Origin of the sequence: Streptomyces sp. CB01635, assembly GCF_002803065.1 — a bacterium.
Taxonomy (GTDB): Bacteria; Actinomycetota; Actinomycetes; order Streptomycetales; family Streptomycetaceae; genus Streptomyces.
Map to the genome: position 1 here is coordinate 629,053 of NZ_NNBL01000001.1, position 22,682 is coordinate 651,734.

General features: G+C 70.5%; 21 protein-coding genes. 8 read left to right on the forward strand and 13 right to left on the reverse strand.

Features of this window, described 5'->3' with window-relative positions; genetic code table 11:
* Positions 1-8: 8 nt before the first annotated feature.
* The 4 genes from CG723_RS02680 to CG723_RS02695 are packed head-to-tail and all read left to right on the forward strand — an operon-like array spanning position 9 to position 4,117.
* Positions 9-839, forward strand: coding sequence for an ABC transporter ATP-binding protein (locus CG723_RS02680; RefSeq protein WP_100591803.1), 831 nt, complete (start codon positions 9-11; stop codon positions 837-839).
* Positions 836-1,726, forward strand: a complete 891-nt coding sequence (locus CG723_RS02685; protein ID WP_100591514.1) for a branched-chain amino acid ABC transporter permease — start codon at positions 836-838, stop codon at positions 1,724-1,726. The genes CG723_RS02680 and CG723_RS02685 overlap by 4 nt, the downstream gene beginning before the upstream one ends.
* Positions 1,719-2,837 (forward strand): branched-chain amino acid ABC transporter permease, encoded by a 1,119-nt coding sequence (locus CG723_RS02690; protein ID WP_100591515.1) that lies wholly within the window; start codon positions 1,719-1,721, stop codon positions 2,835-2,837. Before CG723_RS02685 ends, CG723_RS02690 begins: the two co-directional genes overlap by 8 nt.
* The gene (locus CG723_RS02695) at positions 2,834-4,117 is read left to right on the forward strand and encodes an ABC transporter substrate-binding protein (protein ID WP_100591516.1); all 1,284 of its coding nucleotides are present in this window, start codon (positions 2,834-2,836) and stop codon (positions 4,115-4,117) included. Before CG723_RS02690 ends, CG723_RS02695 begins: the two co-directional genes overlap by 4 nt.
* Here the strand turns inward: CG723_RS02695 and CG723_RS02700 are convergent.
* Positions 4,096-4,791, reverse strand: a complete 696-nt coding sequence (locus CG723_RS02700) for a PaaX family transcriptional regulator C-terminal domain-containing protein (RefSeq protein WP_159032374.1) — start codon at positions 4,789-4,791, stop codon at positions 4,096-4,098. The two genes, CG723_RS02695 and CG723_RS02700, sit on opposite strands and share 22 nt — an antisense overlap.
* Positions 4,792-4,833: 42 nt before the next feature.
* Between CG723_RS02700 and CG723_RS02705 the strand changes: the two genes are divergently transcribed.
* Both CG723_RS02705 and CG723_RS02710 read left to right on the forward strand, forming a co-directional pair.
* Positions 4,834-5,286 (forward strand): hypothetical protein, encoded by a 453-nt coding sequence (locus CG723_RS02705; protein WP_100591518.1) that lies wholly within the window; start codon positions 4,834-4,836, stop codon positions 5,284-5,286.
* Positions 5,283-6,329 (forward strand): zinc-binding dehydrogenase, encoded by a 1,047-nt coding sequence (locus tag CG723_RS02710; protein ID WP_100591519.1) that lies wholly within the window; start codon positions 5,283-5,285, stop codon positions 6,327-6,329. Before CG723_RS02705 ends, CG723_RS02710 begins: the two co-directional genes overlap by 4 nt.
* A 58-nt stretch (positions 6,330-6,387) precedes the next feature.
* On the opposite strand, the gene pssA is transcribed toward CG723_RS02710, so the two are convergent.
* The 9 genes from pssA to CG723_RS02755 form a co-directional block, all read right to left on the reverse strand.
* Positions 6,388-7,242 (reverse strand): CDP-diacylglycerol--serine O-phosphatidyltransferase, encoded by an 855-nt coding sequence (gene pssA / locus CG723_RS02715; RefSeq protein ID WP_100591520.1) that lies wholly within the window; start codon positions 7,240-7,242, stop codon positions 6,388-6,390.
* On the reverse strand, positions 7,229-7,885 hold the full coding sequence (locus tag CG723_RS02720; protein ID WP_100591521.1) for a phosphatidylserine decarboxylase: 657 nt from the start codon (positions 7,883-7,885) through the stop codon (positions 7,229-7,231). Before CG723_RS02720 ends, pssA begins: the two co-directional genes overlap by 14 nt.
* 171 nt (positions 7,886-8,056) lie before the next feature.
* Positions 8,057-9,262, reverse strand: a complete 1,206-nt coding sequence (locus CG723_RS02725) for an acyl-CoA dehydrogenase family protein (RefSeq protein ID WP_100591522.1) — start codon at positions 9,260-9,262, stop codon at positions 8,057-8,059.
* Between the two features lie 2 nt (positions 9,263-9,264).
* Positions 9,265-9,777: a MaoC family dehydratase gene (locus CG723_RS02730; RefSeq protein ID WP_100591523.1), complete on the reverse strand. Its 513-nt coding sequence runs from the start codon at positions 9,775-9,777 to the stop codon at positions 9,265-9,267.
* Between the two features lie 5 nt (positions 9,778-9,782).
* Positions 9,783-10,748, reverse strand: a complete 966-nt coding sequence (locus tag CG723_RS02735; protein WP_100591524.1) for an HpcH/HpaI aldolase/citrate lyase family protein — start codon at positions 10,746-10,748, stop codon at positions 9,783-9,785.
* Positions 10,745-12,793: a protein meaA gene (locus tag CG723_RS02740; protein WP_100591525.1), complete on the reverse strand. Its 2,049-nt coding sequence runs from the start codon at positions 12,791-12,793 to the stop codon at positions 10,745-10,747. The genes CG723_RS02735 and CG723_RS02740 overlap by 4 nt, the downstream gene beginning before the upstream one ends.
* 21 nt (positions 12,794-12,814) lie before the next feature.
* Positions 12,815-14,152: a crotonyl-CoA carboxylase/reductase gene (gene ccrA / locus CG723_RS02745; protein ID WP_100591526.1), complete on the reverse strand. Its 1,338-nt coding sequence runs from the start codon at positions 14,150-14,152 to the stop codon at positions 12,815-12,817.
* 677 nt (positions 14,153-14,829) lie between these two features.
* Positions 14,830-15,654: a TetR family transcriptional regulator gene (locus tag CG723_RS02750; protein ID WP_199841634.1), complete on the reverse strand. Its 825-nt coding sequence runs from the start codon at positions 15,652-15,654 to the stop codon at positions 14,830-14,832.
* Positions 15,655-15,781: 127 nt separating this feature from the next.
* Positions 15,782-17,587, reverse strand: a complete 1,806-nt coding sequence (locus CG723_RS02755; protein ID WP_100591528.1) for a 3-hydroxyacyl-CoA dehydrogenase family protein — start codon at positions 17,585-17,587, stop codon at positions 15,782-15,784.
* Positions 17,588-17,942: 355 nt separating this feature from the next.
* Here CG723_RS02755 and CG723_RS02760 point away from each other — a divergent pair, with 355 nt between their 5' ends.
* The gene (locus CG723_RS02760) at positions 17,943-18,524 is read left to right on the forward strand and encodes an adenylosuccinate lyase (protein ID WP_100591529.1); all 582 of its coding nucleotides are present in this window, start codon (positions 17,943-17,945) and stop codon (positions 18,522-18,524) included.
* A 10-nt stretch (positions 18,525-18,534) separates the two neighbouring features.
* On the opposite strand, the gene CG723_RS02765 is transcribed toward CG723_RS02760, so the two are convergent.
* From CG723_RS02765 to CG723_RS02775, 3 genes are all read right to left on the reverse strand, one after another.
* Positions 18,535-19,104 carry a GNAT family N-acetyltransferase gene (locus tag CG723_RS02765; RefSeq protein ID WP_100591530.1) on the reverse strand — a complete coding sequence of 190 codons (570 nt, stop codon included), beginning with the start codon at positions 19,102-19,104 and terminating at the stop codon, positions 18,535-18,537.
* Between the two features lie 59 nt (positions 19,105-19,163).
* Complete coding sequence (locus CG723_RS02770) at positions 19,164-20,741, reverse strand: alpha/beta hydrolase (RefSeq protein ID WP_100591531.1); 1,578 nt, start codon at positions 20,739-20,741, stop codon at positions 19,164-19,166.
* Positions 20,742-20,876: 135 nt separating this feature from the next.
* Positions 20,877-21,923, reverse strand: a complete 1,047-nt coding sequence (locus CG723_RS02775; RefSeq protein WP_100591532.1) for an Rv2578c family radical SAM protein — start codon at positions 21,921-21,923, stop codon at positions 20,877-20,879.
* 144 nt (positions 21,924-22,067) lie between these two features.
* Between CG723_RS02775 and CG723_RS02780 the strand changes: the two genes are divergently transcribed.
* Positions 22,068-22,511 (forward strand): SRPBCC family protein, encoded by a 444-nt coding sequence (locus CG723_RS02780; protein ID WP_100591533.1) that lies wholly within the window; start codon positions 22,068-22,070, stop codon positions 22,509-22,511.
* The last annotated feature ends 171 nt before the right edge of the window (positions 22,512-22,682 follow it).

Sequence of the window (22,682 nt, forward strand, 5' to 3'; positions counted from 1 at the left end):
CCGCACGGATGCCGCAGGAGCCGGACCGGAACCCGAACGACGCGCGGCCCGACCCCGGCGCCCCCGACATCCCGCCCCTCCACGTCCGCGACCTCACCGTCCGCTTCTCAGGCCTCACCGCCCTCGACGCCGTCGGCTTCACCGTCCGCCCCGGTACCGTCCACGCCCTCATCGGGCCCAACGGCGCCGGGAAGTCCACCTGTTTCAACGTGCTGTCCGGTGTCTACCGCGCCACCGCCGGCAGCGTCCGCTTCGGCGAGCACGAGCTCACCGGGATGTCCGCCCACCGCATCGCCGGCCTCGGCGTCGCCCGGATCTTCCAGAACCTCGCACTGCCGCCCCGCGACACCGTCGAGGACTGCCTGATGCTCGGCCGGCACCGGCTGACCAGCGCCGGGTTCCTGGCCGCCGGTCTGCGGCTGCCCGCCGCCGCCCGCGAGGAGCGCAGGCACCGCGAACGCGTCAGAGAGATCGCCGCGTTCGTCGGCATCGAGCACCAACTCGCCAGTCCCGCAGGCTCATTGCCGTACGGGCAGCAGAAGCTCGCCGAACTGGCCCGCGCCCTGTGCATGGAGCCGCGCCTCCTGCTGCTCGACGAGCCCGTCGCAGGGATGACCGCGCGGGAGCGCGCCCGTACCGCCGGTGTCATCGCCGGGGTCCGCGACAGCCTCGGCATCTCGATCGTCCTGGTGGAACACGACATGGGGGTGGTGATGCGGCTCGCCGACGCCGTGACCGTGCTCGACTTCGGCCGGCTCATCGCCGACGGCACCCCGGACGACGTACAGAACGACCCCGCCGTCGTCCGTGCCTACCTGGGAGAGGGAGCCGCGTCGTGAGCACCTTCGTCGAACTCCTCCTCAACGGTGTCTCGTTGGGAGCCGTCTACGCCCTGATCGCCCTCGGCTTCGTCGTCATCTTCCGCGCCACCGAAGTGGTGAACTTCGCGCATGCCTCGCTGCTCCTCGCCGGCGGATACATCACCGCGTCGCTGCACGAGAGCCTCGGGTTCTGGCCCGCGCTGCTCGCCGGGATCGCGGGCGCCGCCGTCGTGGGCGCCGCGGTGGAGTTCCTCGTGATGCGCCGCTACCGGGGCTCCGACCACGCCGTCCTCGCCATCGTCACCATCGGCGTCGACATCCTGCTCACCACGGAGCTGACGCGCCGCCTCGGCACCGACGTCCTCTCCCTCGGTGACCCGTGGGGCGACGACGTGCTCACCGTCGGCCAGGTCTCCGTCGCCCACACGCGGATCGCCGCGTTCGTGGTCGCCGCGCTCCTGATCACGGTCTTCCTGCTGGCGTTCCGGTACACGTCGTGGGGCGTCGCGATGCGCGCCGCCGCCGAGAGCCAGGAGACCGCCGCGCTGATGGGCGTACGCCTGGGCAGGGTCTCGCTCGGCGCCTGGGCCGTGGCCGGGGGACTCGCGGCCGTGGCCGCGCTCTTCCTCACCGTCTTCCCGACGCCCGGCCTGGAACGCGCCACGTCGCTCGCAGCCCTCAAGGCGTTCCCCGCCGCGATACTCGGGGGCCTCGACTCCACCACCGGCGCATTGGTCGGTGGCCTCCTCGTGGGTGTGACCGAGTCCATGGCCACCGGCTACCAGAGCGAACTCTCCTTCATGGGGCGCGGGCTGGGCGATGTCGCGCCCTATCTCGTGATGACCGCCATCCTGCTCATCAGGCCCGCCGGCCTCTTCGGCACGAAGGAGCTCGCCCGTGTCTGAGGCCGTCACCCGCACCGAGCAGCCCGCGCGCAGGTCCGTCCGCCGGCCCGCGTTCCTGGCCCGCCGCCGCACCTACGTGTCGGCCGCAGGGGCGGTCCTCCTGCTCGCCCTGCCCTTCTACGTCGACCGGTTCTGGCTCCAGGCGGGCCTGTTCGCGATGGCGGCCGCGATCGGCGCGACCGGCCTCAACCTCCTCACCGGCGCGACCGGCCAGCTCTCCATGGGCCACGCGTTCTTCCTGGCCGTGGGGGCGTACGGGTACTGCGTGTTCGCCGGAGACGGTGACGGAGCCGACGGCCTGACCGGGCTCGGGCTGCCGACCTGGCTCGCGGCCGTCCTCGCGGTCCTCGTCGCCGGGGTCGCGGGCGGCGTCTTCAGCCCCATCGCGGGCCGTCTGCGCGGCGCCTACCTCGGCATCGCCACCCTCGCCCTGATCTTCATCGGCCAGCACATGCTCTTCAACGCCCGCGACCTGACGGGCGGCTTCAACGGACGCGACGTACCGCCCCTGCACCTGTTCGGGCTCACCTTCGACGACAGTGAACTCGTCGTCGCCGCCGTGCCGTTCGGGTCCGCGGAGAAGCTCTGGTACTTGGGGCTCGTACTGCTCCTGGCAGGCGGACTCTTCGCGCGCGGCGTGCTGCGAGGCCGCCCGGGACGCGCCATGAACGCGATCCGCGACCACCGCGTCGCCGCCGGGGTCATCGGTGTGCCCGTCGCCCGCTACCGCGCTGCGGTCTTCGTCCTGTCGTCGATGTACGCGGGCCTCGCCGGGGTGCTCCTCGCGCTCGTCTTCCAGCGGACCGTGCCCGAGTACTTCGGCATGACGCTGTCCCTCGACTACCTCGCCATGATCGTCATCGGCGGGCTCGGCTCGGTGTCGGGCGCCGTCATCGGCGCGGCCTTCGTCTCGCTGCTGCCCCAGATCCTCACGCGCTACAGCGATCTGCTCCCGCTCGTCTCCGCGCCCGGGACCGGCGGGATCGCACCGGGCGAGGCGGCCCGGTACCTCTACGGCGCCGCCGTCGTGGCGGTGGTGCTCTTCCTGCCCGGCGGCCTGGTGAGGATCACCGCCCGGCACGGCAGGCCAACTCCCCAGGAGGACACATGACGTCCCGCGCAACCACCCTCAGGGCCGCCGCGCTGGCGGCCGCCACCCTGCTCGCGCTCACCGCGTGCAGCTCCAAGGCGAAGGACACCGGAGGTGACGGCGACAAGGGCGGCAAGGCGGGCGCGGGCGGCGTCAGGACCGGAGAGGGCATCTCCGGGAAAACGATCACGCTCGGCGCCCTCACCGACATGACGGGCGTCTACGCCACCCTCGGCAAGAGCGTCACCCAGGCGCAGCAGCTGTACGTGAAGCAGACGAACGCGGCCGGCGGCATCTGCGGCTACAAGCTGTCCCTCACCGTCCGCGACCACGGCTACGACCCGCAGAAGGCCGTCGCCGGATACACCGAACTGGCCCCGAAGGTGCTCGGCTTCACCCAGTTCATCGGCTCGCCGTTCGTCGCCGCGGTCAAGCAGCGCATCGACGGCCAGGACAAGGGCCTCGTCCTGCCGCAGGCCTGGTCGGCGAGCCTGCTCGGCAGCCCGTACGTGCGCGTCATCGGCTCGACGTACGACCTGGAGACGATCAACGCGATCGACTTCCTGATGAAGGAGAAGGGCCTCAGGAAGGGCGACAAGCTCGGGCACGTCTACTTCGAGGGCGACTACGGCGAGAGCGCGCTCAAGGGCTCCCGCTACATGGCGGGGAAGTCCGGCCTGACCGTCGTCGAGCAGAAGATCAAGCCGACCGACAACGACATGACGGCACAGGTCGCCGCCCTGAAGAAGGCAGGCGTGAAGGGCATCGTGATCAGTGCGGGCCCGCGCCAGGCGGCCTCCCTCGTCGGGGTCGCCGCGGCCGGCGGCTTCGACGTGCCCGTCATCGGCAACAACTCCGCCTTCGCCCCGCAGCTCCTCGCGACCCAGGCGGGTCCCGCGCTGATGAAGAACTACTACGTCGCGTCCCCGTCCCTGCCCATCGGCGCCGAGACACCCAAGGCGCAGAAGCTGGTCGCGGACTACAAGGCGGCCTATCCGAAGGACTCCCTCGACAACGGCGTCGTGGCCGGCTGGACCGCGGCCTCCGTCTTCGGTGACGCCCTGAAGAAGGCCTGCGCGAGCAAGGACCTCACCCGCGAAGGCGTCGACAAGGCGCTCCTGACGATCGACGCCTTCGACAACGGCTTCGGCGTCACCCAGGACTTCAGCGACCCGAAGGCCCCCTCCTCGAACCAGTCGGTGATCCTTCAGCCCGACAAGTCGGTGACCGGGGGCATGAAGGTCGTACGCGAGGCGCAGGAGTCGGAGGTCGCCAAGGGCTACACACCGCCTGCGGCCTGATCCCCGGTGAGGCCGCGCCAGTAGCGGTCGGCGGGCTCCCGCAGCGCCCGCCACGCGTCGACGAACAGCCGGGTCGCTGCGCGGCCCGGCCAGTCGTCCGGCAGCAGCGCGCCCGGTAGCCGCGGATCCCGCTCGAACGTCCCGCGCCAGGCGTGCACCAGCCGGGTCCTGGCCACGAAAGCGGCCGCGTCGCCGGACGCGTCTTCTGCCGCGCGGAGGCCACCGAAGCGCGCCACGAACCGCTCGTGGCTCTCCCGGACCGCGGCCAGGTCCCAGGCCCGCTCGATGAGCCGCGCGTCGTCCGGCGTGCGCGACGTCAGCCACAGCGCGTACGCGTCGAGGCCCTGCTCGTACAGCAGCTCACGCAGCACCGGCACACCACCGGCGTCGGCGGCCACCCACACGCCCTGCCCGAGCGGCCCGAACCCCTCGAACGCCAGCTGCTGTTCCACCAGCGCCCGTTCACGCCACTCTCCGGCCGGTACGCGCAGCAGCAGCTGCTGCCACTCGCCGCCCCAGGCCGTCTCGTCGACCGCGCGCTCCAGCCGGTGCGTCCACGCGGTGAGCAGCGTCACCAGGCGCGGCTCCAGGACGAGGCGGGTCCTGCGCCCGGCCGGCTCCGTGCGTACCCAGCCCTCCCGCGCGAGCCGCGTCAGAGCGCGTCGCGTCGCCACGGCCACACCGCCGACCGCGCCGCCTGGCGCCTCGTCGTCCCGATGCACCTCGCCGAGACCCGCGAGGCGGCCCGCGAGCAGGCGGCGTACGGGGTGCTGCACCTGGTGCGCTACATCGAGGGCCTGTCCGGCACGGAGCTGCCCTGGGGCCGCACCGCGAAGGACGCGCTCGACCGGTGGACGTCCGAGGGCTTCCCGGTCTTCGGGGTCGCCACCATCGGCACTCCGGACGACGCCCTGGCCCGTGTCGAGGCGCTCACCGAGGCCTGCGGCGGCTTCGGCACGCTCCTCCTGCTCGGCCTCCCGACCGGCACCCCCGCCGCCAAGCGCCGCAGCTACGAACTGTTCGCCGAGTACGTCGTCCCGCACTGCACCGGCGCGAACCGGCGCCGCACTGCTTCGGCCGCCTGGGCCCACGAGAACAGCGAGCGGTTCGTCGGGGCGATGCGCAGCGCGGTCGAGGCGGCGGTGCGCGGCGGGGGAGAGGGCCGATGAGGGCCGCCGTCCTGCGCCGCGGCCGGTTCGTCGAGGACGACGTGCCCGAGCCCGTGCCGGGCCCCGGACAGGTCCTTGCCGAGCCGCTCGCCACCGGCATCTGCGGCTCCGACCTGTCCGCCGCCCGCCACACCGACGCCTTCCTGCGCGCCTCCCGCGACTCCGGCACCGAGGCGTTCCTGTTCGACCCGGACGCCGACCTGGTCATGGGGCACGAGCTGTGCGCGCGGGTGCTGAGCCCGGGTGAGTGGCAGGGCCGGGTCGTCGTCGGGCTGCCGTGGGCGCTCGACGCGGGCGGCACCCTGCGCGCCGTCGGATACGCCACCGCCTTCCCGGGCGGCTTCGGGCAGCGCGTCGTGCTCCAGGAGGCCGCGCTGATCCCCGTGCCCGACCACGTGGCGCCGCATGCCGCCGCGCTCACCGAGCCGCTCGCCGTGGGGTTCGGGAACGTCGCGCGGGCCGCGCCCGAGCCCGGCTCCGGGGCCGTCGTCATCGGGGCGGGGCCGATCGGCCTGGGAGCCGTCGCCGCGCTCGTGGAGCGGGGCGTGGCGCCCGTCGTCGTATCGGAGCCGTCCCCGAGGCGGCGAGCCCTCGCCGAGCGCTTCGGCGCGCAGGTGTGCGTCGACCCGGCGGCACAGGACCCCTTCGACGCATGGCGGGCGGCCGCGCCCGCGGACACGCCGCTCACGGTCCTGGAGTGCTCGGGCCGGGCCGGCATGTTCAACGAGATCCTGCACAGGGCGCCGCGTCAGACGCGGGTGCTCCTGATCGGGGCCTGCATGACGGAGGACGTCTTCACCCCCGTCGTCGGCCTCTACAAGGACATCACGGTGACCATGTGCATGGCGTACCCGCCGGAGGAGTTCGGCAGGACCCTGGACCGCATCGCGGACGGCACGATCGACGCGGCCACGCTCGTGACGGGCCAGGTGGGCCTCGGCGGCGTGTCCGCGGCCCTGGACACGCTCCGGCAGCCGGACGACCACGTGAAGGTCCTGGTACGCCCGGGCCTGCCCGGCACCGGCCTGCACCCCGCTCCCTGAGACAGCCGAAGGGCCCCGAACCAAGCGGTTCGGGGCCCTTCGGACGTACGGGTACGGGTTACGGAAGCTGCGCGGCGCGTGCCTCGCGGCGGTTGTCCCGGAAGTTGTTCACCCTCCGGGCCGTCGCGAACAGCGGGATCACGGCGCCGAGGACCAGCTGGAGCGCGCAGCCGGTCTGGAGCAGCAGCTGGCCGCCGGGGGCGTCGAACGCCCAGGCCGCCAGGAGCCCCATCGCCGCCACGATCCACCCCAGCATCGCGACCGCAAGCGGACCGCGCGGCTTCGGGTACTCGACGCGGCTCACCATCAGCCAGGCCGTACCGATGATCGCGAGGACCGTGGCCACGAACGGCAGCTCGAGGAGCACGATCGACACGACCGTGAGCGCCCCGAAGGGGCTCGGCATGCCTTGGAAGGTGCCGTCCTTCACCGTCACGCACGAGAATCTCGCGAGCCTGAGCACGACGGCCAGGAGCACCACGATGGCGCCCACCGCCGCCACCCGCTGATGCGCGTCGTCCGCGACCATGCCGTACACGAGGACGAAGTACGCGGGTGCGAGGCCGAAGCTGATGAGGTCCGAGAGGTTGTCCAGCTCGGCGCCCATCGGCGACGAGCGGAGCTTGCGCGCCACCAGGCCGTCGAACAGGTCGAAGATTGCCGCGGCCAGCATCAGGATCACGGCCGTGGCCGCGCTGTGCCGGGCCATGCCCGACTCCTGGCTGCCCTGGAGGTGCGGGATCAGGATGCCGGTGGTGGTGAAGTACACCGCCATGAAGCCGCACGTGGCGTTACCGAGCGTGAGGGTGTCCGCTATCGACAGGCGCAGTGAAAGCGGCATTTCCTCCGCTTCGTCCGCCTCCTCGGCCTCGGGCACCCACCCGGCCTGCGTCTCTGGATCAGTCACGGTCAATGCGAGTCACCCCAGCCACGGTCTTCTGGCCGACCTCGAGCGCGACCTCGACACCCTCGGGGAGGTAGATGTCGACGCGCGACCCGAAGCGGATCAGACCGATGCGCTCGCCCTGCTCGAGCTTGGTGCCCTGCGGGACGTACGGGACGATCCGGCGGGCGACCGCACCGGCGATCTGCACCATCTCGATGTCGCCGAGCTCGGTGTCGAAGTGCCAGACAACGCGCTCGTTGTTCTCGCTCTCCTTGTTGAACGCCGGGACGAACCCGCCGGGGATGTGCTCCACGGACGTCACCGTGCCCGCCAGTGGCGCGCGGTTGACGTGGACGTTCAGCGGGCTCATGAAGATCGCGACCCGGGTCCGCCCGTCCTTCCACGGCATGATGCTCTGCACCACGCCGTCGGCCGGGGAGATGACCCGGCCGGGGGCGATCTCACGCTCGGGGTCGCGGAAGAACCACAGCATGCCGGCCGCCAGAGCGGTGGCGGGTACGGCTACTGCGGCGGCCTTCTTGGAGCGACGCGAACGGGCCAGGCTCAGGGCGGCTGTGGCGACGGTCGGCAGGAGCCACGGCGATGCTCCGCGCGCAATGCGTCCACCCAGGACGCCGTCGCGTGGTGCAGAGGTTTGGCTGTGGGGCATGGATGACCTTCGTAGCGGATGATGCCGCGCTCTGTACGGGGGGACGGCGGCTTTTCCGGGATGCTATCGGTTGCGAGCCACAACTGGGCAAGCCAGGAAGCTGAGTCGGCGGCTGAAGAGTGCTGACAGGGTGTGATCTTCTTCTCGAACAAAACACCCTGTAGCGGACATTCAGCCCTGGAATCGATACTCCTCGAGCAGGCGGCGGCCAATGATCATTTTCTGGATCTCGGCGGTACCTTCACCGATCAGGAGCATCGGGGCCTCGCGGTAGAGGCGCTCGATCTCGTACTCCTTGGAGAAGCCGTAGCCGCCGTGGATCCGGAAGGCGTCCTCGACCACTTCCTTGCAGTATTCGGAGGCGAGGTACTTCGCCATCCCTGCTTCGAGGTCGTTTCGTTCCCCGGAATCCTTTTTGCGTGCTGCATTGACCATCATCGCATGGGCGGCCTCGACCTTGGTAGCCATCTCCGCGAGCTTGAACTGGATGGCCTGGTGCTGGGCGATGGGCTTGCCGAACGTGTGGCGTTGCTGGGCGTAGGAAACCCCCAGTTCAAACGCACGCTGCGCGACACCGCAGCCACGTGCCGCGACATTCACGCGGCCGACTTCCACTCCGTCCATCATTTGGTAAAACCCTCGGCCGGTCTCGCCGCCGAGCACCCGATTGGCCGGAATGCGTAGTCCGTCCATGATGAGTTCGGTCGTGTCGACGCCCTTGTAACCCATCTTGTCGATCTTCCCCGGAATGGTGAGGCCCGGACGGACCTCTCCGAAGCCGGGCTCCTTCTCGACGAGGAAGGTCGTCATCGACTTGTGGGGCGCCGTGCCCTCCGGGTGTCCTTCGTCACTCTTGACCAGAACGGCCACCAGATTCGACGAGCCGCCGTTCGTCAGCCACATCTTCTGGCCGTTCAGGACGTACTCCTCGCCGTCCTTCACCGCCTTCGACGAGATCGCCGACACGTCCGAGCCGAGCGCAGGCTCCGACATCGAGAACGCGCCGCGCGTCTCGCCCAGCGCCATGCGCGGCAGGAAGTAGTCCTTCTGCTCCTGCGTGCCGTGCTGCTTGAGCATGTACGCCACGATGAAGTGCGTGTTGATGATGCCGGAGACCGACATCCAGCCGCGGGCGATCTCCTCGACGCACAGCGCGTACGTGAGAAGGGACTCGCCCAGACCCCCGTACTCCTCCGGGATCATCAGGCCGAACAGGCCCAACTCCTTGAGGCCGTCGACGATCTGCTGCGGGTACTCGTCGCGGTGCTCCAGCTCGGTCGCGACCGGGATGATCTCCTTGTCCACGAAGTCGCGGACGGTGGAGAGGATCTCCTGCTGGACGTCGGTGAGACCGGCGGTCTGGGCGAGTCGCGCCATGGCTACTTCTCCTGCTCCTTGAGCTGGGGGCGGCCGGGCTGCTCGCCGCCGCGCTCCTTGATGTACGTCTCGGTGGGGACCATCACCTTGCGGCGGAACACGCAGACCAGCGTGCCGTCCTGCTTGTAGCCCTTGGTCTCCACGTAGACGATCCCGCGGTCGTTCTTCGACTTCGACGGCGTCTTGTCGAGGACCGTGGTCTCGCCGTAGATCGTGTCGCCGTGGAAGGTCGGCGCGACATGGCGCAGCGACTCGATCTCGAGGTTCGCGATCGCCTTGCCCGACACGTCCGGGACGGACATGCCGAGGAGCAGCGAGTAGATGTAGTTCCCGACGACGACGTTCTTGCCGAAGTCCGTCGTGTTCTCCGCATAGTTCGTGTCCATGTGGAGCGGGTGGTGGTTCATCGTCAGGAGACAGAAGAGGTGGTCGTCGTACTCGGTGACGGTCTTTCCGGGCCAGTGCTTGTAGACCGCGCCGACCTCGAACTCTTCGTAGGTGCGTCCGAACTGCATGGTGCTCAGGCCTCCGGGGCTTCGAACTTGGAGGTGCGCTGCATGCCCGCTGCGCGTCCCTTGCCGGAGATGACGAGGGCCATCTTGCGGCTGGCCTCGTCGATCATCTCGTCGCCCAGCATCGCCGAGCCCTTCTTGCCGCCGGCCTCGGACGTGCAGAAGTCGTACGCGTCCAGGATCAGCTCGGCGTGGTCGTAGTCCTCCTGCGAGGGCGAGAAGATCTCGTTCGCCGCGGCGACCTGGTCCGGGTGCAGCACCCACTTGCCGTCGAAACCGAGGGCTGCGGCGCGCTTCGCGACCGCCTTGTAGCCCTCCTGGTTGCGGATCTGCAGGTAGGGGCCGTCGATCGCCTGGAGGTTGTTGGCGCGGGCGGCCATCAGGATCTTCATCAGGATGTAGTGGTAGGCGTCGGCGTCGTAGCCGGGCGGCTGCTCGCCGACGACCAGGGACTTCATGTTGATGGAGGCCATGAAGTCGGCCGGGCCGAAGATGATCGTCTCGACGCGCTGGGAGGCCGTCGCGATCGTGTTGACGTTGTTGAGGCCCTGCGCGTTCTCGATCTGCGCCTCGATACCGATCTTGCCGGTCTCGAAGCCCATCGTCTTCTCGATCTGCGTGAGCAGCAGGTCGAGCGCGACGATCTGCTGGGCGTCCTGGACCTTCGGCAGCATGATGCAGTCGAGGTTCTGGCCCGCGCCCTCGACGACCGTGACGACATCGCGGTACGTCCACTCGGTTGTCCAGTCGTTCACACGCACCACACGCGTCTTGCCCGTCCAGTCGCCCTCGTTGAGGAACTTGACGATGGTGTGCCGGGCCTCCGGCTTCGCGAGCGGCGCGCAGGCGTCCTCCAGGTCAAGGAAGACCTGGTCGGCGGGCAGACCCTGGGCCTTCTCCAGGAAGCGCGGGTTCGATCCCGGGACCGCGAGACACGAGCGGCGGGGACGGAGACGGTTGATGGGCGCGGTCATGCGGGGACCTCCAGAGGGTCGAGCTGGTTCGCTTGCCGGATCTCGTCGACGATACGTCCGATGATCTCCGTGATGCCGAAGTCCTTGGGGGTGAAGACGGCGGCCACGCCCGCGCGCTTCAGGTCCTCGGCATCGCCGTTGGGAATGATGCCGCCGACGATCACCGGGATCTCGGCGGCGCCCGCCTCGCGCAGCCGGTCGAGGACGTCGGGCACCAGGGCGGCGTGCGACCCGGAGAGGATCGACAGGCCGACGCAGTGCACGTCCTCGGCGAGCGCGGCGGACACGATCTGTTCGGGCGTGAGCCTGATGCCCTGGTAGACCACCTCGAAGCCCGCGTCACGCGCGCGTACGGCGATCTGCTCGGCGCCGTTCGAGTGCCCGTCGAGGCCCGGCTTGCCGACCAGGAGGCGCAGCTTGCCGCCGAGCTCGTCGCCGGTGCGGCGGACCTTCTCGCGGACGAGGGCGAGCGGCGTGCCCGCCTCGGCGGTGACGGCGACCGGCGCCGACGAGACGCCCGTGGGGGCGCGGAACTCGCCGAACACCTCGCGCAGTGCCTGTGACCACTCGCCGGTGGTGACACCCGCACGGGCGCATTCGAGCGTGGCTTCCATCAGGTTCTCGGTGCCGGCCGCGGCCGCCTTCAGGCGCTCCACGGCCTGCTGGGTGGTCGGGTAGTGGTACGGGTCGCCCATGCCCTGCCGGTCGCTCGACTCCTGGCGCGTGGTGCGCCACTCGTCGATGGCCCGCACGACCCGCGACTCGACCTGGTGATCCACCGTCATGATCGCGGCGTCCAGGTCGGCGGTGAGCGGGTTCGGCTCGGTCGACTCGTGGATGTTCACGCCGACGATCTTCTCCTCGCCGCCCTCGATCCGCGCCCGGCGCTCGGCGTGCGAGGAGACGAGCTGCGACTTGAGGTAGCCGGACTCGACGGCGGCCATCGCGCCGCCCATCTCCTGGATCCGCTCGATCTCGGCGAACGAGTCGGCGACGAGCTCGTCGACCTTCTTCTCGATGACGTGCGATCCCGCGAAGATGTCCTCGTACTCCAGCAGGTCGCTCTCGTGCGCGAGGACCTGCTGGATGCGCAGGGACCACTGCTGGTCCCAGGGGCGGGGCAGTCCGAGCGCCTCGTTCCAGGCCGGGAGCTGGACGGCGCGGGCGCGGGCGTCCTTGGACAGCGTCACGGCCAGCATCTCCAGGACGATGCGCTGGACGTTGTTCTCCGGCTGCGCCTCGGTCAGGCCCAGGGAGTTGACCTGGACGCCGTAGCGGAAGCGGCGCTGCTTCGCGTTCTCGATGCCGTACCGCTCGCGTGTGATCTGGTCCCAGATCCGCCCGAACGCCCGCATCTTGCACATCTCCTCGATGAAGCGGACACCCGCGTTCACGAAGAAGGAGATGCGGGCCACGACGTCCCCGAACTTCTCGGCGGGGACCTGCCCTGAGTCGCGTACGGCATCGAGAACGGCGATGGCGGTGGACATCGCGTACGCGATCTCCTGGACCGGTGTGGCCCCCGCCTCCTGGAGGTGGTAGCTGCAGATGTTGATCGGGTTCCACTTCGGCATGTGCCGGACCGTGTACGCGATCATGTCCGTCGTCAGCCGCAGGGAGGGAGCCGGCGGGAACACGTGCGTGCCCCGCGACAGGTACTCCTTGACGATGTCGTTCTGCGTCGTGCCCTGGAGCTGGGTGATGTCCGCGCCCTGCTCCTCGGCGACGACCTGGTAGAGCGCCAGGAGCCACATGGCGGTGGCGTTGATGGTCATCGAGGTGTTCATCTGCTCCAGGGGGATGTCCTGGAACAGCCGGCGCATGTCACCGAGGTGCGAGACCGGCACCCCGACCCGGCCGACCTCGCCGCGGGCGAGGATGTGGTCCGGGTCGTAGCCGGTCTGCGTCGGCAGGTCGAACGCGACCGACAGACCCGTCTGGCCCTTGGCGAGATTGCGCCGGTACAGCTCGTTGGACGCCTCAGCCGTGGAGTGACCGGCGTACGTGCGCATCAGCCACGGCCGGTCCTTCTGGCGCTCAGTCATGTTCCGCTACTCCTCAGGGGTTCAGATGTTGCGGAAGCGGTTGATGGCGTCGAGGTGCTGGGCGCGCAGTTCCTGGTCGCGGACGCCCAGGCCCTCCTTCGGGGCCAGCGCGAGGACGCCGACCTTGCCCTGGTGGAGGTTGCGGTGCACGTCGTAGGCGGCCTGGCCGGTGTCCTCGAGGGAGTACACCTTCGAGAGCGTCGGGTGGATCTTGCCCTTGGCGACCAGGCGGTTCGCCTCCCACGCCTCGCGGTAGTTGGCGAAGTGCGAGCCCACGATCTTCTTGAGGGACATCCACAGGTAGCGGTTGTCGTACTCGTGGTTGTAGCCGGACGTCGAGGCGCAGGTGACGATCGTGCCGCCCTTGCGGGTGACGTACACGGAGGCGCCGAAGGTCTCGCGGCCCGGGTGCTCGAAGACGATGTCGACGTCCTCGCCGCCGGTCAGCTCGCGGATGCGCTTGCCGAAGCGCTTCCACTCCTTGGGGTCCTGGGTGTGCTCGTCCTTCCAGAACTTGTAGCCCTCGGCGTTGCGGTCGATGACCGCTTCGGCGCCCATGGCCTCGCAGATGGCAGCCTTCTCCGGGCTGGAGACGACACAGATCGGGTTGGCGCCGCCGGCCAGCGCGAACTGCGTGGCGTACGAGCCGAGTCCGCCGCTGGCGCCCCAGATCAGGACGTTGTCGCCCTGCTTCATGCCGGCGCCGTTGCGGGAGACGAGCTGGCGGTACGCGGTGGAGTTCACCAGGCCGGGGGCCGCGGCCTCTTCCCAGCTCAGGTGGTCCGGCTTCGGCATCAGCTGGTTGGACTTGACGAGCGCGATCTCGGCGAGGCCGCCGAAGTTCGTCTCGAAGCCCCAGATGCGCTGCTCGGGGTCGAGCATCGTGTCGTTGTGGCCGTCCGAGGACTCCAGCTCGACGGAGAGGCAGTGCGCGACGACCTCGTCGCCGGGGTTCCAGGCGTTGACGCCGGGACCGGTGCGCAGCACGACGCCCGCGAGGTCGGAACCGATGATGTGGTACGGCAGGTCGTGGCGCTTGGTGAGCTCCGACAGGCGTCCGTAGCGCTCCAGGAAGCTGAAGGTGGACACCGGCTCGAAGATCGAGGTCCAGACCGAGTTGTAGTTCACGGAGCTGGCCATGACGGCCACGAGCGCCTCGCCCGGGCCGAGTTCCGGGACCGGCACGTCGTCCAGGTGGATCGACTTGCGGGGGTCCTTGTCCCGGGTGTCGAGGCCGGCGAACATCTCCGTCTCGTCCTTGTGCACGGTGATGGCGCGGTACGACTCGGGGAGCGGCAGAGCGGCGAAGTCGGCGGAGGTCGACTCCGGCGACTGAATCGCGTCCAGGATTTCCTTCACGATGTTGCCTCCGGCGATTCGTCCCAGGGGGACGTTGAGGGTTACGTCGGGGTGGAGTGCTGCTGTGTGGGTGGAGAGGTGCCGTCGGTTCGGCGGGGTGTTGCTACGGCAGCGCTTGGTCGGCGCGAGAAGTTTGCCTGTGACGCAGGCGTCCGGGCGCGCTCGCCACGGATTGGGTGGCTTGCGGGGACAGCCGGCGTACGGAAGTTCTCTGCACGCCGGCCGCCCGGACACCTTCAACGTATGGCACCGCGTGCCAGTCGGCAAGACACTGGGTGCCACAAGTTTTTGAGCGATGATCGATCACTGCAGGTCAGGGGTGGTGCGGCTCGATGGCACCGGAGGCCAACGGCGGCTCTGGCCTGCGTCTCAGAGACCCCGGAGAGGGCCCACGGCGGCCTCCGGGGGGCCCGCGACGCGGGCGAGGTGGAGCGGCGAGGGTGGCGTGCGGATCGCGCACCTGCGGCCGGACTGGGTCTCGGCCTTGCTCGGTGGGGAGAGTGCCGCCGCCTACCGGAAGCCGGGCGCACAGATCGCGCCGGACGGCCGGCCGAGGGCGGCGGCGCTCTCCGGGCGGGAGGCCGCGCCGGAGAGCGCCGCCCCGCGGGCCGGTTTTTCTTGATGAGGCGTCAACAGCCCCTGGGGCCAGCACAGTTCATGCAGTGCCGGCGGAGCGGCTAGCCGCGTTCCCGCAGCGCCTTCTCGATCGTTCCCATGATCTCGTCCAGCGGCGCGTCCGTGCGCGCCACGGTGACCAGCACGTCGCCACCCGTGGACGCAGAGGCCGCCGGAGCGGTGGCGGTGTCCCGACCCGCCCCGATGCCCGTACCGAACGTCTTGCGGACGATCGCGAAGGCGTGGTCGAGCTGGTTCTCCACGTCGCCCTGGCCGCCGGCCCGCAGCCAGCGCCGCAGCACGTGGTTGTGGGCGGTGACGACGGCGGACGCGGCGACCTCGGCGAGCAGCGGGTCGTCATTGCCGTGCTGGTGGGCGTGCTCGTCGAAGTGGCCCAGGAGATAGCGGGTGAAAAGCCGCTCGTAACGGGCCACCGAGGCGATCTCGCGCTCGCGCAGGGTGGGTACCTCGCGCGTGAGGCGGTAGCGCTCCACGGACACGGCGGGCGACGCCGCGTACATCTTCATGACTTCCTTGATGCCGCGGCACACCGTGTCGAGCGGATGCTCGTGCGCGGGCGCCGCGTTGAGGACCGCCTCCGCCCGGATCAGGGTGTCGTCGTGGTCCGGGAAGATCGCCTCTTCCTTTGAGCGGAAGTGGCGGAAGAAGGTCCGCCGTGCCACACCCGCCGCGGCCGCGATCTCGTCGACCGTCGTGGCCTCGTAGCCCTTGGTCGCGAAGAGTTCCATCGCCGCGGCCGCCAGCTCCCGGCGCATCTTGAGCCGCTGGGCTGCGGCACGGGAGCCCGCGGCGCTCTCAGGAGCGTCGGGCGTGGGCGTCGTTCGGGAGGACTTGGCGGCCTTGGACATGCCATGAACGTACTGCATATGCGCGGTGGCGTGCGCCCGAGCGGGGTTCCCCCCGCCCGGGGCACGGGCGGGGGGAGCGAGACCGGGCGGCCGGAGCAGGCCGCCCCAGTCGGTGGGCCGTCCGGTGCCGCTGCCCGTGGGCTGGTCAGCGCCGGGCATATTCGCGGAAGCCGCGGCCGGTCTTGCGGCCGAGGCAGCCCGCGGCCACCAGGTGCTCGAGCAGCGGCGCGGGGGCCAGGCCCGGGTCGCGGAACTCGCGGTGCAGGACCTTCTCGATGGCCAGCGAGACATCGAGGCCGACCACGTCCAGGAGCTCGAAGGGCCCCATCGGGTAGCCGCCGCCGAGCCTCATCGCGGCGTCGATGTCGTCGAGCGTCGCGTAGTGCTCCTGCACCATCTTGATCGCGTTGTTCAGGTACGGGAACAGCAGGGCGTTCACGATGAAGCCCGCGCGGTCACCGCAGTCCACCGGGTGCTTGCGGATCTTCGTGCACACCTCACGGACGGTGGCGTGCACGTCGTCGCCGGTCAGCACGGTCCGCACGACCTCGACGAGCTTCATCGCGGGCGCCGGGTTGAAGAAGTGCATGCCGATGACGTCCTGCGGGCGCGAGGTCGCGCGGGCGCAGGCCACGACGGGCAGCGACGAGGTCGTCGTGGCGAGGACCGCGCCCGGCTTGCACACCTTGTCGAAGGTCCCGAACAGCTGCTGCTTGATCTCCAGGTCCTCGGCGACGGCTTCGAGCGCCAGGTCGACGTCCGAGAAGGCGTCGTACGAACCCGCCGGAGTGATCCGGTCCAGGGTCTGCGCCGCCGCCTCCGCGGTCATGCGGCCCTTGTCGACAGAGCGCGAAAGAGACTTGCCGATACGGGACTTGGCCTTCTCGGCCTTCTCTTCGCTGCGGGCGGCGAGCACCACGTCGTAGCCCGCCTTCGCGAAGACCTCCGCGATACCGGACGCCATGGTCCCGGAGCCCGCGACGCCGACCGAGCGGATGGTGCGCGCGCCGTCCACGACCTCGCCCGCGAGCGGGGTGAGCGCGTCCCGCACGACCTCGGAGCTGCCCGGCTCCGCGTACGTGTAGAAGCCGCGCCCCGACTTGCGGCCGGTCAGACCCGCCTCGCTGAGCTGCTTGAGGACGGGCGCCGGCGCGTGCAGGCGGTCGTGGGACTCGGTGTACATGGCGTCGAGGACCCTGCGCGCCGTGTCGATGCCGATGAGGTCGAGCAGCGCGAGGGGGCCCATGGGCAGGCCGCAGCCGAGCTTCATCGCGGCGTCGATGTCCTCGCGCGAGGCGTACTTCGCCTCGTACATGGCGGCGGCCTGGTTGAGGTAGCCGAACAGCAGGCCGTCGGCGACGAAGCCGGGCCGGTCGCCCACCGCGACGGGCTCCTTGCCGAGTTCGACGGCGAGGTCCGTGACCGCCGCGACGGCCGTGGGCGCGGTGAGCACCGACGAGACCACCTCGACGAGCTTCATCGCGGGCGCCGGGTTGAAGAAGTGCAGCCCGAGGACCCGCTCCGGGCGGGCCGAGTCGGCGGCGAGCCGCGTCACGGACAGGGCGTTCGTGCCGGTCGCGAGGATCGTCTCCGGCCGCACGACGGCGTCGAGGTCCCGGAAGATCTGCTGCTTGATGTCGTACGACTCGGGGGCCACCTCGATGACGAGGTCGGCGTCGGCCGCGGCTTGGAGGTCCGTGAAGGTGCGGAACCGGGCGAGGACGTCCCGCCGCTCGTCCTCGGTGAGGCGCTCGCGGCGCACCGCACGCGCCGTCGAGGCCTCGAGCGCGGCGACGGCCTGCGCGCCCGCGGCCTCGCTGATGTCGATGCCGATGACCTCACGGCCGGCGCGGGCGAGCACCTCGGCGATGCCGGTGCCCATCGTGCCGAGACCGACGACCGCGACGGTCGGGAGGGTGGCCGGGGAAGCGGGGGACAGGGGAGCGTCCATCTGAGGACTCCAGGAGGGAGGAGCGACGACTGAGGGGCACAAGCGGATACGCCTACGGGCGTACCGAGTGCGGGGATTCGAGCCCGGACGCGACGCACACAGGCGTCCGGTGAACCGGTGAGATGGAGATCCGGCGGGGCTCTGTCCCGGAGCCGCGCCGTACTGCGGTACCTGAGGCACCGAACCGACTGGCACTCTCGGCGGCTGCGTCACCAGGCCGCCAGGAGTGGGGTGCGGGGAGTGTGCCCCGCTCAATTGAGGTTAACCGGCGAGTAACGAGCGCGCCAGCCCTCGGCGTTCATCAGTCTCTGTGATCTACGTCGCCGGGGCTTGAGGCCTGTCTACGCTGGACCGCATGGACGAAGAGTTGCGATCGGTGACGGAGCGCTTACGGGCCGAGTCGGGCGCCTCCCCGCTGTTCGACCGGATCGCGGCGACCGGCGACCTCGACGAGCTGGCGGCCGTGCTGACCGAGCCCGGGCAGCCGCTGTGGGCGCGTGAGCTGGCCGCGTACCGCCTCGGAGCGGCCGGGGACCGCCGGGCCTTCGAGGCGCTAGTCCTGCTCCTCAACCACCGCGACCCGGCACGCTGTGCCACGGCCGCGCACGCCCTGGCCGCGCTCGGCGACCCGCGCACCGCGCGCGCGGCCGCGGCGCTCGCCACGAACGAGCTGCGGGTCGCTTACGCGCTGCACCCGGTGCGGCTCCTGGCCGCGCTGCGCGCTCCCGAGTCCGCGCCCGCGCTGATCACCACCCTGGAGCGGCGCCTCGGCCCCCGCGATCCGTACCGCGCGGTCGCGCTCGCGTGCGTGGAGGGGCTCGGCAGCCTCGGGGACGCCCGAGCCCGTCCGGCCCTGACCGCGGCCCTCGCCCACCCGGCGCTCGCGGAGGCCGCGGTGCGCGCCCTCGCGCGACTGCCCGAGCAGCGTTGGAGCTGAAGCCCGAGCATCAGCGGCGGACGGCGCGCACGTAGCGCACTTCCGGTACGGGTTCCCCGTCCACCTCGAACGGCTCCTCTGCGCCGTCCGGGGTGAACCCGGCGCGCTCGTAGAACCTGCGGGCGCGGGCGTTGCCCTTGAGTACCCACAGTCGTATCCGCTCGTAGCCGGCGTCGGCGCAGCGGTCCAGGCAGGTGTCCAGGAGGGTGCGGCCCACGCCGGTGGACAGCTGCCCGTCGTGCACGTAGATCGCGTACAACTCGGCTTCCCCGGGCGGGAGATCGTCGTCGCGGGACGGGCCGTGGCAGGCCCAGCCGACGAGGTCGCCGGCGCGCTCCGCGACCACGTTCACCACCGACGAACCGGCCTGCGCGAGACGCTCGCGGCGGCGCGCCGCGTCCTCCTCGACGCTCAGCGCGGCCAGATAGGACGCCGGCATCAGGCCCGCGTACGCCGTCCGCCAGCCGCGGATCCGGATCCCCGCCACCGCCTCGCAGTCGGCGTCGGCCATGTCCCGGACGTGGATGTCCGCCGCCGGGACCGCGGCAGGGGCGGTGTCGTGGGTTCGAGGGGTGCTCATGCGCCCATCGTGACCCGGCGGACACCGCCCCGGCCAGGGTGTGCATCACAGGGAGTTGCTCAGCCGCGGAAGCCCATCAGCCCGTGCAGGCGCATACCGCGTGACGGGGGCGGACCGGCGGCCCTGCCCTTCTTCGCGAGCGGCTTCGGCTCCGGCAGCTTCTTGCACGTCGCGTCGGTCTCGCCGCTGCCGCGCGGCACCTTCCCGGTCCGCAGATAGTCGGCCAGGTACCGGTCCAGGCAGACGTTCCCGCTCAGGCTGACGCCGTGGTTCTCGCCGCCCTGCTCGACCACCAGACTGGAGCCGCGCAGCTCGCGGTGGACGGCGACCCCGCCTTCGTAGGGCGTGGCGCCGTCGTCGGTGGCCTGGAAGAGCAGCGTCGGCGGCAGCTCGTCGTTGGACACGTCCGTCGGCGCCAGCGGACTCATCGGCCAGAACGCGCACGGCGCGTTGTACCAGGCGTTGTTCCAGGTCGAGAAGGGCGCCTTCTCGTACGCCTGCCAGTTGTCGTCGCGCCACCGGTTCCAGTCGCGCGGCCACCCGGCGTCGCGGCACTGCACGGCCGTGTAGACGCTGTAGCCGTTGTCGCCCGAGGCGTCGACGGCGCCGAGCTCCTTGTACGTCTTGACGAGCGGGGCCGGGTCCTTGTCCTTCACGTACGCCGCGAACGCCCCGGCCAGATAAGGCCAGTAGCCGTTGTAGTAGCCGCCCGGCAGGAAGGTGTCCTCCAGTTCGGCGGCGCCGACCTTCTTGCCCGCCGGCTTCTTCTGCAGGGCGTCGCGCATCGCGTACCACTCGGCCTCGACCTTCGCCGGGTCCTTGCCGAGCTTGTACGTCGCGTCGTGCCGCGCGACCCAGGCGAGGAACGCCTGGTGGCGGGCGTTGAACGCGTGGTCCTGCCCCATGTTGTCGTCGTACCAGACACCGCCCGGGTCGACGATCGAGTCGAGCACCAGGCGGCGCACGCGCTGCGGGTAGAGCTTGGCGTAGACGGCGCCCAGGTAGGTGCCGTACGAGTAGCCGAAGTAGTTGAGCTGCTGCGCGCCGAGCGCCGCGCGGATCGCGTCCAAGTCCCTGGCGGCGCTCACCGTGTCGAAGTACGGGAGCACGTCCGCGTACTTGGTGGTGCACGCCTTCGCGAACGCCTGCGCGCGGTCGAGGTTGGCGCGCTCGATCGCCGGCGTGGACGGCACGCTGGGCGGGCGCACGGTGGCGAAGTGCTTGGGCCGGCAGTTCAGGGCCGGTTTGCTCTTGCCGACTCCGCGCGGGTCGAAGCCCACGACGTCGTACTGGGCGGCGACGCTCTTCGGCAGCTCGCGTGCCACGAAGCCCGCCAGCGCCAGGCCGCTGCCGCCGGGGCCGCCCGGGTTCACCAGGAGCGGGCCCTGCGACGTCTTCGCGGTGTGCCGGACCCGGGACAGGGCGAGCGTGATCTGTTTGCCGGCGGGGCGGTTGTGATCGAGCGGCACCCGCACCGAGGAGCACTGGAGCGTCGGGTATTTCTTGGTGCCGCAGTCCTTCCAGGTGAGGGCTGCGCGCTGGACGGAAAGGGTCGGGGCGGCGGCGGCCGGAGCCGCGGCGAGCATGCCGGCCACCATGGTGGCGGCGCCGCACACAGCGGCTACGCGTTTCTTCATCGGGCCTCCCAGGGCGGAGGGTTCGGGGCCGCGAGCGCGCGGCCCCCGCGGCATGGTCCCCGAATCCATGCCGAGAACGTCCTGTTCCGTGCAGAGTTGACCCGATTGGCGTGTACGTGTCCGGGAGGAGCGCGATCAGAGAAGCGTGAGCTGGGTGGCTGCGGGGGCGGGCTCCGGCTCCTGGCGTGCGCGCAGCCGTCGCGGGGCCTCCGCGCGCGAGGGGCCGATGCCGAACTCCTCGGCCAGCTCGTGCACCTGACGGGTGATCCGGCGCTGGTACCACTTCGGGGCGTACGCGCCCTCCGCGTACAGCCGCTCGTAGCGCCGCACGAGGTGCGGGTGGTGGTGGCCGAGCCAGGACATGAACCACTCGCGCGCCCCGGGCCGCAGATGCAGCACGAGCGGCGTCACGGAGGTCGCCCCGGCCGCCGCGACGGCCCGTACGGTCTCCCGCAGCTGCCCGGGGTGGTCGCCCAGGAACGGGATCACGGGGGCCATCAGGACCCCGCAGCCGATGCCGGCCTCGCCGAGGGCGCGGACGACGTCGAGGCGCCGCTCCGGCGCGGGCGTGCCCGGCTCGACCGTGCGCCACAGCTCGCGGTCGACGAAGCCGACGGACACGGAGACGCCGACGTCGGTGACCTCGGCGGCCTGCCGCAGCAGGTCGAGGTCGCGCAGGATCAGCGTTCCCTTCGTGAGGATCGAGAACGGGTTCGCGTAGTCCCTGAGCGCCTCGATGATTCCCGGCATCAGCCGGTAGCGCCCCTCCGCGCGCTGGTAGCAGTCCACGTTCGTGCCCATCGCGATGTGCTCGCCGTGCCAGCGGCGCGAGGCCAGATGGCGGCGCAGCAGATCCGGCGCGTTCACCTTCACGACGATCTGACTGTCGAAGCCGAGGCCCGTGTCGAGGTCCAGATAGCTGTGCGTCTTGCGGGCGAAGCAGTAGACACACGCGTGCGTGCAGCCCCGGTACGGGTTGACCGTCCACTCGAACGGCATGCGCGAGGCGCCGGGCACGCGGTTCACGATCGACCTGGCCCGGATCTCGTGGAAGGTGACGCCCGCGAATTCAGGCGTGTCGAAGGTGCGAGTGATCACGCTGTCCGCGCCGAAGAGCGCGGCGTCCGTGACCCTCCCTGTCGGGATTTCGGCCGGATTCTCCGTGAGGTTCTCCCAGCGCATGACGCCTCCTAGCTAGCACTGGGCACAGAATAGAACACATGTTCCCTTGATCGTGCGACCCCGATTTTGGTGGCTACCCAGGAGGGTGGTTGGCTTGGGCCTCCCTCTCGAACACCGAGAACACCGACTGCTGGAGGAAGTGCCATGGCGCAGGTCGAGGCCATCACGGAGCGGGTCATCGCCGCCAAGCCGGACGACGTATTCGACGCGCTCGCCGACTACAGCGGCACGCGCGCGAAGCTGCTGCCCGAGCACTTCAGCGAGTACGAGGTCCGCGAGGGCGGTGACGGCGAGGGCACGCTCGTCCACTGGAAGCTCCAGGCCACCAGCAAGCGGGTCCGCGACTGCCTCCTCGAGGTCGGTGAGCCCACCGACGGCGAGCTCGTCGAGAAGGACCGCAACTCCTCGATGGTCACCACCTGGCGTGTGACCCCCTCCGGCGAGGGTGCCTCCCGCGTCGTCGTCAGCACCGTGTGGAACGGCGCGGGCGGCATCGGCGGCTTCTTCGAGAAGACCTTCGCCCCCAAGGGCCTCGGCCGCATCTACGACGCCGTCCTCGCGAAGCTCGCCGCCGAGGTGGAGAAGTGACCTCGGTGTAGTGCGCCGGTGCAGTACCCCGATGTAGTGCTCACCGTTTCGAGTGGTTTTCCGTTCGCGCGCGGTTGTACGCCGTAGGGCTCCCACCGGCGCATTCGCGCCCGGAACCCGCCGGAGCCGCCGCTCGTCGCGCTTGCCCGCAGTTGTCGCGTAATGCGAGAA